The organism is Actinoplanes sp. ATCC 53533 (genome assembly GCF_003947245.1).
This window is the reverse complement of sequence record NZ_QHHV01000247.1, coordinates 1-8,874: the sequence shown is the minus strand read 5'-3', so window position 1 is coordinate 8,874 and position 8,874 is coordinate 1. Positions and strand designations below refer to the sequence as shown.

The following is an 8,874-nucleotide window of genomic DNA, read 5'->3' as shown; positions in this document are numbered from 1 at the left end:
CGGGTATGGGGCGGTGCTGGGCTGGGCGTCGAGGAGCCACGTCAAACGCTGTTCCGCGTCGTAGGCGGGCCAGCCGGGGTCGCCGGTGGCGGCGAACCGCGACCAGGCGGCGCGCAGGGCGGCGGAGGCCGCCTCCACCTCCGGTGTCGCCTCCGGGCCGATCAATGTCGCGCCGAATCCGGTGTAGACGCCGAAGGTCAGCGGAACGTCCAGGCCGTGACACGCGCCGAGCGCTCCGCCGTTGCCGGGGGCGGTGAGGGTGAGTTCGTAGACGTGGGCCCGGCCGCCGCCCTGGATGTGGGCCTGCGCGAGACGCAGTGACGGCATGCGGAACAGCCAGTCGGACTGCACCAGCTCGAACAGGCGCTCCGCCGGGGCGCCCGGGTATGCCACCCGGTAAGCGGCCGCCGGATCCGGGCCCGGCCCGAACAGTCGCAGGGTGGCCGCCGCCTGCTCCTCGGGGATCGGGCCGAGCAGTCCGGCCATGGCGAGGAAGAGCCGGTACTCGTCGCGGGTGTGCCCGGCGATCAGCTCGATGTCGCGGGCGGACCCGGCGGCGAGCGCCGCCCACGGGACGACGGGCAGGACGTCGCCGTCCACCACGGGAGAGAACGGGGTGGGGGTGAAGGCCACCGGACCCCAGCGATCCCCGTACTGCGTCATCTTGGCCGACAGCGTGGCGCCCGCCTCGGGCAGCGTGCGCGGGTCGACCCGCGCCAGGTCCGCGACGGTCGGGCGGAGCCCGAGCTCGGCGGCCAGGACGCCGGCGATGTCGGCGGCCAGTTCGGCGGAGAAGTAGGTGCCGGGCACGCTCTGGGTGATGGCGCGCCGGAACAGGCCGGCCGCGCGGGGCATGGCCAGCAGCGCGGCGATCGAGCCGGCGCCGGCGGACTCGCCGCAGACCGTCACCCGGTCCGGGTCCCCGCCGAACGCGGCGATGTTGTCCCGGACCCATTCGAGCGCGGCGACCTGGTCCAGCAGGCCGCGGTTGGCCGGCGCGCCGTCGATCAGGGCGAAGCCCTCGATGCCGACCCGATGGTTGAAGGTGACCACCACCAGGTCACCGTCGCGGGCCAGCCGGCCGCCGTCGTAGCCGGGGTCGTCGGCCGAGCCCACCTTGTAGGCGCCGCCGTAGATCCAGACCAGGACCGGGCGGCGGGCCGCCGGATCCGGCGCCGGGGTCCACACGTTGACCGTCAGCCAGTCGTCGCCGGCCGGTCGGTCTCCCGGCGCTGGTGCGGGGCCCCACGGCTCCTGCGGCGGCGGCGGCCCGAAGGTGAATGCCTCCCGCACGCCCGGCCACGCCTCGGGCGGGCACGGCGCGGCGAACCGCAGCGGACCGGTCGGGGGCTGCGCGAAGGGGATGCCCCGGAAGACGCGAACGCCGTTCTCCCACCGGCCTCGCACCCTCCCGGCTGCTGTCGCGACGGGTGGATCAGCCGACTCGTGCAACTGCGGCTCCCTACTTCGCCAGTGATCACCCGATGTCGCCACCGTATGACGATGATGTTGCGGCGGTCAACACAAACGTCGAATGACTTCCGCTTCCGGCTTGCCCGTGATCAGCGGGCTTGGCTGCTGATCCGTTCCCACTCCTGGGCCGCGGTCGGCAGCCAATTCGCGCGCTGGCGGCGGAACAGCTTCGTGGCGCGTGCGCCGATCCACCTCGCAGGCAGCAACTCCATGGGAAGTGCGGGGTCGAGCAGCGCCAAGCGGCGCCAGGCGTGGACGAGTCTGGTCGACCGCACGAGCGGATCGTTGGAGGGCTGACGGGTGAATCCGGACAGGAAAGCTTCGTACTCCTGCTCGACGTCGTCCAGGTCCCAGGCCTGCCGCACGATGACGCTCGGGTCGCCGCCGGTGAGGTATTCGGAGCGGAAGATCTGGCAATCCTCGAACACCCCGGCTTCGCGCAGGACGATCTCGGCATCCTGTGCGCGGTCGGTGTGCGTGCTGATCCAGACCCCGGGCCGAAGGGTGCCAAAACCGGACCAGCGCAGCCGGGTACGCACCAGGTGTTCCGTGTAGCTGCCGTTGAACGGCAGGGCAGTGTCCGAGGGGGCGCGGTTCGACCCGATCCAGAGTGCCTTCGCCCCGGCCTTCAACTCCAACAACGGTGGCGCGCACACGGTCACCGCGGCCGAAGCGGAGCTGATGAACAGTTGGTCCGAGGCCTCGAAGCAATTGTTCGACGCACTCGACAACGGCACGCAGGTCAACTTCCAGGTCGACGACCCGGCAACGCCGGGAGTCGACTTCGAGGCCGCGACGGTGTCGGCTTTGACGATCATTCTCGGCATCGCCCTCGTGATCGTCTCCGGGTAGCGCCGACAACCGTGGTGAGTGGCCGGATCCCGTCGAGACAGATCCGGTCCGACCTAGTCGCCGACGACCTGCCACGGATCATGGTCATGCTGATCAGTGCACTTTGGACCATGGATCCTATGCGGTGGGTTGGCGCCCCGGTGACGATGACGATGTCCCTGCCGAACCGCAGGCTCACCAGCGAACCGGGAGCCTTTCGATGCGGCCTGTGGCCTGACCGGACCGGAGCGTGATTTCGCCGGGGTCGCCGGCCAGGCGCAGGCCGGGAAAGCGGCGAAACAGGGCAGGAAAGACAAGGCGGAGTTCCGTACGGGCGAGGTTGGCGCCGATGCAGGCGTGCATGCCGTGGCCGAACGCGAGGTGGACGTTGGGCCGTCGGTCGGGCCGGAACTCGTCAGGGTCGGGGAACACCGCGGCGTCGCGGTTGGCCGCGTCGTTGTTGACCAGTACCAGGTCACCGCGGGGCACCCTGACCCCGCCGATCTCCACCTCCTCGTGGGCGTAGCGCAGCACACCGGTACCGGACGTCGCGGATGCCCGGAGGATTTCCTCCACTGTCGTGTTCACCTGGCCTTCCGGGTCTTCGGCAAACCGATCTCGCCTGTGCGGGTCGGCCAGCAGCCAAAGCACCCCGAAGTCGATCCTCGCGGCGGTGGTCTCGTGCCCGGCGAACAGCAGGGCCGCCGCGAGCAGCGCGAGGTCACGATCGGTGAAGGTGGGGTCGTCGCGCTGCGCGGCGACCAGGTCGGAGATCACGTCTGGGCCTGGGCTCTCCCGCTTCGCGATGGCGAGGCGATGGGTGTACGCGGTGAATTCGCCCAGAGCCGCACGGGCGTCCGCGCCGTCGTACATCGCGCCGATCCGCTCCGACAGCCCGCGGAAGTAGACGCGGTCGGCGTGCGGCACTCCGAGCAGGTCGCAGATCACCAGGGCCGGCAGCGGAAACGCCAGCAGGTCGTGCAGGTCGACCGGGCTTTCGGGGGCGGCCTGCATGTCGTCCAGGCAGGCGCCGACCAGTTCCTGGATCCGCTCGGTCAACCGGCGCATCCGAGGGGCGGAGAACGCTGGCGTCAGCAGCCTGCGCATTCGCTCGTGTTCGCGCCGCTCCGATTCGTGATTCACCTCGGGCCCGCCGGCCAGCGCCGACTGTGAAACCCGGGACGCGACGGCAGGCTCGGGGTGCGACCGGCCGAACCGTGCGTCGCCGAAGATCTGCCTTGCCTCGGCGTACGAGGTCACCAGCCACGCGGGGTCACCGGCTGGCGTCACCACACGGGTGAGCGGCGCTTCTCGCCGTAACACCGCGTACAAGGGCGCGATGTCGAGCGCATTGGGCCGGTCGAACGGAAGCTGCGGCGCGGAATCGGGGGTGATGGTCATTTGCCTTCCTCCGTTACAGTTGTTGCCGCCCAACGGCACAGCGAGGCGTCGCACCGTGACGGCGCCGGCGAGGACGCCGGTCAGGCCGGTGCCGTGCGGTTCTCGGACAGGGCGATCGCCGCGGCCAGGCAGACCAGTGCCGCCTCACGGGCGGCCTCGTGCAGCGCGGGCGTGGGGGTCTCGGTCAGCAGAACCACCACGCCGTCCTCCTCGCGCTGGTCGAAGACCTCGGGCGCGATCACCACGCACTGTCCCGCGGCGACGCACTTGCCAACATCGACTGTCACCCTCATCGGTACTCCTCCACACGTTGCATCGGCGCCGCCGAGACGCGGCGCGAATGGCGCCTGCGGGTGCCGGGGTTCGCCCGCGGCCGGCGGTGCTTGCGGAAGCTGGCCGTGCGACAATTGGCAGTCGACTGTCACTTGCTGGTGGCAGGAATCGTAGCACTAGTGACATCTTGGTGACACTTGCGCGCGGGCCCTTCGTGCGCGAATTTCATCGAATGAGCTCGATGACTTCGGCCACCCGACAGGCCACACTCTCGGTAGGGCCTGCACGTGCAGATCAAACACGGTGGCGACGTCTCGGTGGCGGCCAGGTCAAAGTGTCCAGTCTCCCGTGTGCTCATGCTTCAACAGTGTGACCGGCGAAGGTAGCGATTTCGCTGCGGCCGGGGTCAGTCCTTGGAACATGAGTGCCAGGTAGCGGCGCCAGCCGTCGGTTCTGGGATTCATGGTCCATAGCGTGCTTGTCAGCATGGCCATGATCCTGGGCAGGTCGTCGGGGACGAGGTCGGCGCGCAGAAGGCCGGCTTCCTGCGCCCGTTGGGCGAGTGTGGTCAGGGATTCGTAGAACGGTGCGTAGACCTCTGCGGTCAGGGCGCCGGCGTCGCGTGCGGCGGCCAGCGTGTTCAGCTCGCGTGCCGCCAGGCCCATGGCGGCTTCGATCAGGCAGGCCAGACCATGTAGCGAGTCGCTGTCAGCAAGTGCCCGTTCAACGGCGGGCGTGAGGTCTTCCGCGATGCTCTGGTCGAGCGCGGCCCGGACCAAGTCCGCCTTACTGGGGAAGTGGTTGAAAAGTGTCCTGATGCGCACGTCGGCGCGGCGGGCGATCTCATTGAGCGGAGCATCCGGGCCGAGGTCGGCGAAGACAGCGCGTGCGGCGCGCAGGATGCGCTCGGCGTTGCGGGTCGCGTCTGCGCGCAGCCGGCGCTCGGGATCGGTAGTCATCAGGGCAGGACATTAACATGCAGTTGGGTGCAAGTTGTGCTAACCTGCCGTAGCGTGATTTTGCAGTCCAATGCAAGATGCTGCGGGTGCTAGAGATCCCACTTGTCGCGACCGGCGCCTTGTGGGTTGCCGCGCCCATCGCCGAATCGTCCCAGGAGGAGGATTTCGATGACCGCCACCCCTGACGCTGAGCTGCCGATCTTTCCCGGCGACCGTGACGCATACCGCCCGTTCGATCCGGCGCCCGAGTACGAGCAGTGGCGCGAGGTAGGCGGCCTGCGCCAAGTGAACTGGAGCGGCGAAACGGTGTGGGCCGTGAGCCGCTTCGAGGACGTCAAACTCGCCATGACCGACCCGCGGATCAGCGCGGAGGTCTCTGTACATCAGGGCAGCGCCGAGCACCATGGCGGCGCCATGCCCAAGGTATTTCCCCGGATGGATGATCCGGAGCACGCGATATTGCGGCGGATGCTGACCAAGGACTTCACGGTCAGGCGGGTCAACGCACTGCGCCCGGAGATCGAGAAGATGGCGAACGAGTTCATCGACAGGATGGTCGCCGATGGCGGCACCGTGGACCTGATCCAGGCCTACGCGCTGCCCGTCCCGTCCCGGGTGATCTCTCTGTTGCTCGGTGTGCCGTACGCCGACCACCAGTTCTTCCAGGACATCACCGGCGTCCTGATGAGCCGCACCGCCACCGACCAGGACAAGCAGGAGGCAAACGGGAAGATCTTCGGCTATCTGTACCAGCTGGTGGCCCGTAAGGAAGCCGAGCCGGACGACGCCCTGATCAGCCGCCTCATCCAGGACCACCTCCGGACCGGGGAGCTGACCCGCGAGACCATCGCGATGAACAGCTTCATCCTGCTCAACGCCGGCCACGAGACCACGGCCAACATGATCGGTCTCGGCACCCTGGCCCTGCTGGAGAACCCCGGCACCCTGGCCCGCGTCCGCGACACCGACGACCCCAAGGTGGTTTCGGGCGCGGTCGAGGAACTGCTGCGGTACCTGACCATCGTGCACAGCCTCGTCGTCCGGGTGGCCAAGGAGGACATCGAGATCGGCGGCACCCTCGTCCACGCCGGCGAGGTGCTGATCATGAACCTGCCTGCCGCCAACCGCGACCCGGCCTTCCTCGCCGACCCCGACATCCTTGACATCGACCACAACCCGCGCGGGCACGTGGCTTTCGGACACGGCGTCCACCAGTGCCTCGGGCAGACCCTCGCCCGGGCCGAACTGGAGATCGCGCTGCCTACACTTCTGCGCCGCCTGCCCAACCTGCGGCTCGCCGTGCCGATCGAACAGATCCGGTTCCGTAACGACATGAGTATCTACGGCGTCCACGAACTACCCGTCACCTGGGACTAGCCATGCCAGACCTTCGATTCGTTGGCCGGGTCGCCATCCTGGCCTGGCCTGGCCTGGCCTGGCCGGGCCGGGCCGGGTCCGGCGCCAGCCCGGCCGACGCCGTCGCCCGCGAGATCCGCGATCAGGCTCGACCCAATGCTCGACGTACGTGCCCCTCAGGGGCGCGCTGTCCATCGAAGTCGTACGGCACCACCTCGCTGAGATCCGCAACGAAACCGGATACACCACACCGGAAGACACCCACGGATCGAACAGCTCGAGGAGAGGCTGCAGGACAATCTTTCCGAAGAACATCACCGGCGCGGTTCAATAGCGGAATGACGCCACCAGTTCCCGAAGGTCGTTGGAGGCGCGGTTGAGGTCGGCCGCCGTCATGCTGGTGCTGTTGGCTGCTGCGCTCGTCTGGTTGGCCGTCTGTGCCACACCGCTGATGTTCGAGGCGATCTCGGCGGCTCCGACCGCGGTCTCGCCGACGTTGCGGCTCATCTCGCTGGTTGTCGCGGTCTGCTCCTCGATCGCCGACGCGATGGCGAGCTGAGTATTGTTGATCTCCGTCACCACGGTGCCGATCTTGCTGATGGCCTGCGCGGCCTCGTCGCTGCTGGCGCGGATCGCCTGAATCTGCTGGGCGATCGACTCGGTCGCGGTGGCTGTCTGTTGAGCCAGGTCCTTGACCTCGCCGGCAACCACGGCGAAGCCCTTTCCCGCGTCGCCGGCACGCGCTGCCTCGATCGTCGCGTTGAGGGCCAGCAGGTTGGTCTGCTGGGCGATCGCATTGATGAGCTTGACGACGGACTGGACCTCGTCGGAGGACGAGCCTAGCCGGGAGATCGTCGCGTTCGCCTCCTCGGAGGCGTGGACACCTCGCTCGGCGATGTGGGTCGCCTGGCTTGTGCTGCGGGCGATCTCGGAGATGGATGCGCTCATCTCTTCGGCCGAGGCCGCCATCGTCGCGACGATGGCGGAGACTTCCTCGGCGCTGGCGCTGACCACGCCTGCCTGCGTGCTGGTCTCCTCGGCACCCGTGGCGAGCTGGGTGCTGACCGTCGTGAGCTGGTCGGCCCCGCTGGCGACTTGACGGGCGCTGGCACCGACGTCGGCGACCAGCTTCTGCATCCGATCGGCGAAGCGATTGAAGCCCGAGCACGCCGTCGCCACCTCGTCGCGGCCGTGGTCGGTGATCCGCTGGGTCAGATCGCCGTCGCCGTCGGCGATTTCAGCAAGCCGCTGGTTGAGGGCGAACAGCGGCCGGATGATCGATTGGATCAGGAGCAGGGCGAGAAGGGCGCCCAGCAGGACGGCGGCAACCCCGGCGGAGATGATCACGATGGTTGAGTGGCGGGATCCCTCCGACGCCTGCGCCACAGCGTCGACGGCAGAGGCGTCGACGGACGTCACGATTTCGTCGATGCCCGCGGCGATCTGGTTGAAGATCGCGATCTCCTCACCGGCGACGATTTCGTGCGCCGCGGTGATCCTTGCCGGCTCTCTGCGGCGGTAGTCATCGGCGATCTGCTGGTCGAGCGTCATGAATCGGTCGAACTGAGTCGTCGCGTCCTTGAGCTTCAGCTGCTGCGCATCGGTGAGCCGGCCGCGGCCCAGCGCGGCCGTCTCGGCCCGGAAGGCCTGGGCGGAGGCAAGGAAGCTGGCCCGGCTCGCGCTGGCGTCGGTGGCCGCGTCGGGAATTCCGCGGGCGACGTCGAAGGCGTAGGCGGTCTGCCAGCCGTTGAAGTCCGCGGACCGGAACTTGACCTGCATCGCCAGGCGCGTCGTCCGCTGGTAGTCGCTGACCACCTGCGTGGCCGTCCGCTGATCAGAGATCGCAGACAGGCCGATAAAGACGATTCCGCCTAGCAGGGCCAGCAGCACCGTCATCGCTGCGGCCATGCGAGTGCTGATCCGGATTCTCCGCAAGGTATCGAGCATCCCGACCATCCTGTCTCCTGAAGCTCGCACGCCAAGCGGGCCCACGAACACCCTCAGCGTTCCAGCACTCACAGCACGTTGCATACAAATCGACAAGATCGCCGACCGGATGGTGTCCGAGCTGGTAAGGGTGCTGGGATTGCCGTGGCAACAGGGGAACCCCGACAGTGGCCGCGCTCGGATGTCGTCACGCGACGGGCACATCAACGGCCCTCAACGCTCGGCCGGGAGCCGCCGACCAGGTGAGTGAAGGATTAAGAGAGATTCAGTGGCGTCCCTGATAGTGGTGTAACGCGATCGGCGTGATCGTCGGGCGGCCCGTCTGCGGGCTGAACGAAGAGCGCGGTCATCGCGTGATCTTTCGAGTGAACCTCTCACAGCACTCTCGAAAGGGCTCTATCGCGATGACCGCACCTCACATCATCAACCCTGCCGGGCTGTTGGACCAAGCTCTCGGCGACGCGTCGCCGGACCTGATGCGGCACCTGCTGTCCACGGTGATCAACTCGCTGTTGTCGGCCGACGCGGACGCGGTCTGCGGCGCCGAGTACGGCGTGAGTTCACCGGAGCGGGTCAACTCCCGTAACGGCTACCGCCATCGTGACCTGGACACCCGCGTTGGCACGATCGACGT

9 protein-coding genes are annotated in these 8,874 nt (G+C 68.2%); 3 read left to right on the top strand and 6 right to left on the bottom strand.

Going from position 1 to position 8,874, the window contains the following annotated elements; translation table 11 throughout:
- A partial coding sequence (locus DMB66_RS51550; protein WP_255441479.1) for a carboxylesterase/lipase family protein occupies positions 1-1,494 on the bottom strand: 1,494 nt, incomplete at its 3' end.
- A gap of 68 nt (positions 1,495-1,562) precedes the next feature.
- Positions 1,563-2,012 (bottom strand): PaaX family transcriptional regulator C-terminal domain-containing protein, encoded by a 450-nt coding sequence (locus tag DMB66_RS61885; protein WP_158647636.1) that lies wholly within the window; start codon positions 2,010-2,012, stop codon positions 1,563-1,565.
- Positions 2,013-2,049: 37 nt separating this feature from the next.
- On the opposite strand from DMB66_RS61885, the gene DMB66_RS61880 reads away from it, so the two are divergent.
- On the top strand, positions 2,050-2,325 hold the full coding sequence (locus DMB66_RS61880) for a ribosome-inactivating family protein (protein ID WP_158647635.1): 276 nt from the start codon (positions 2,050-2,052) through the stop codon (positions 2,323-2,325).
- A gap of 174 nt (positions 2,326-2,499) precedes the next feature.
- Here DMB66_RS61880 and DMB66_RS51540 read toward each other — a convergent pair whose 3' ends face one another.
- The 3 genes from DMB66_RS51540 to DMB66_RS51530 form a co-directional block, all read right to left on the bottom strand.
- Entirely contained in the window at positions 2,500-3,705 is a 1,206-nt protein-coding gene (locus tag DMB66_RS51540; RefSeq protein WP_125811416.1) for a cytochrome P450, read from the bottom strand.
- A gap of 80 nt (positions 3,706-3,785) precedes the next feature.
- Positions 3,786-3,998: a ferredoxin gene (locus tag DMB66_RS51535; protein WP_125811415.1), complete on the bottom strand. Its 213-nt coding sequence runs from the start codon at positions 3,996-3,998 to the stop codon at positions 3,786-3,788.
- A gap of 309 nt (positions 3,999-4,307) precedes the next feature.
- Positions 4,308-4,937, bottom strand: coding sequence for a TetR/AcrR family transcriptional regulator (locus DMB66_RS51530; protein ID WP_125811414.1), 630 nt, complete (start codon positions 4,935-4,937; stop codon positions 4,308-4,310).
- A 168-nt stretch (positions 4,938-5,105) separates the two neighbouring features.
- On the opposite strand from DMB66_RS51530, the gene DMB66_RS51525 reads away from it, so the two are divergent.
- A complete protein-coding gene (locus tag DMB66_RS51525) occupies positions 5,106-6,314 on the top strand; it encodes a cytochrome P450 (RefSeq protein WP_199753137.1) in 1,209 nt (402 codons plus the stop codon).
- Between the two features lie 306 nt (positions 6,315-6,620).
- Here the strand turns inward: DMB66_RS51525 and DMB66_RS51520 are convergent, their stop codons facing one another.
- Positions 6,621-8,249 carry a methyl-accepting chemotaxis protein gene (locus DMB66_RS51520; RefSeq protein ID WP_158647634.1) on the bottom strand — a complete coding sequence of 543 codons (1,629 nt, stop codon included), beginning with the start codon at positions 8,247-8,249 and terminating at the stop codon, positions 6,621-6,623.
- A gap of 395 nt (positions 8,250-8,644) precedes the next feature.
- Between DMB66_RS51520 and DMB66_RS51515 the strand changes: the two genes are divergently transcribed.
- Positions 8,645-8,874: transposase (locus DMB66_RS51515; protein ID WP_199753136.1), on the top strand; the 230-nt coding region annotated here is incomplete at its 3' end.

What these genes read in the sequence shown, in the direction of transcription:
- DMB66_RS51520 (WP_158647634.1), bottom strand. Translation starts at nt 8,249, where the DNA reads ATGGTCGGGATGCTCGATACCTTGCGGAGAATCCGGATCAGCACTCGC.
- DMB66_RS51535 (WP_125811415.1), bottom strand. Translation starts at nt 3,998, where the DNA reads ATGAGGGTGACAGTCGATGTTGGCAAGTGCGTCGCCGCGGGACAGTGC.
- DMB66_RS51530 (WP_125811414.1), bottom strand. Translation starts at nt 4,937, where the DNA reads ATGACTACCGATCCCGAGCGCCGGCTGCGCGCAGACGCGACCCGCAAC.
- DMB66_RS51540 (WP_125811416.1), bottom strand. Translation starts at nt 3,705, where the DNA reads ATGACCATCACCCCCGATTCCGCGCCGCAGCTTCCGTTCGACCGGCCC.
- DMB66_RS51525 (WP_199753137.1), top strand. Translation starts at nt 5,106, where the DNA reads ATGACCGCCACCCCTGACGCTGAGCTGCCGATCTTTCCCGGCGACCGT.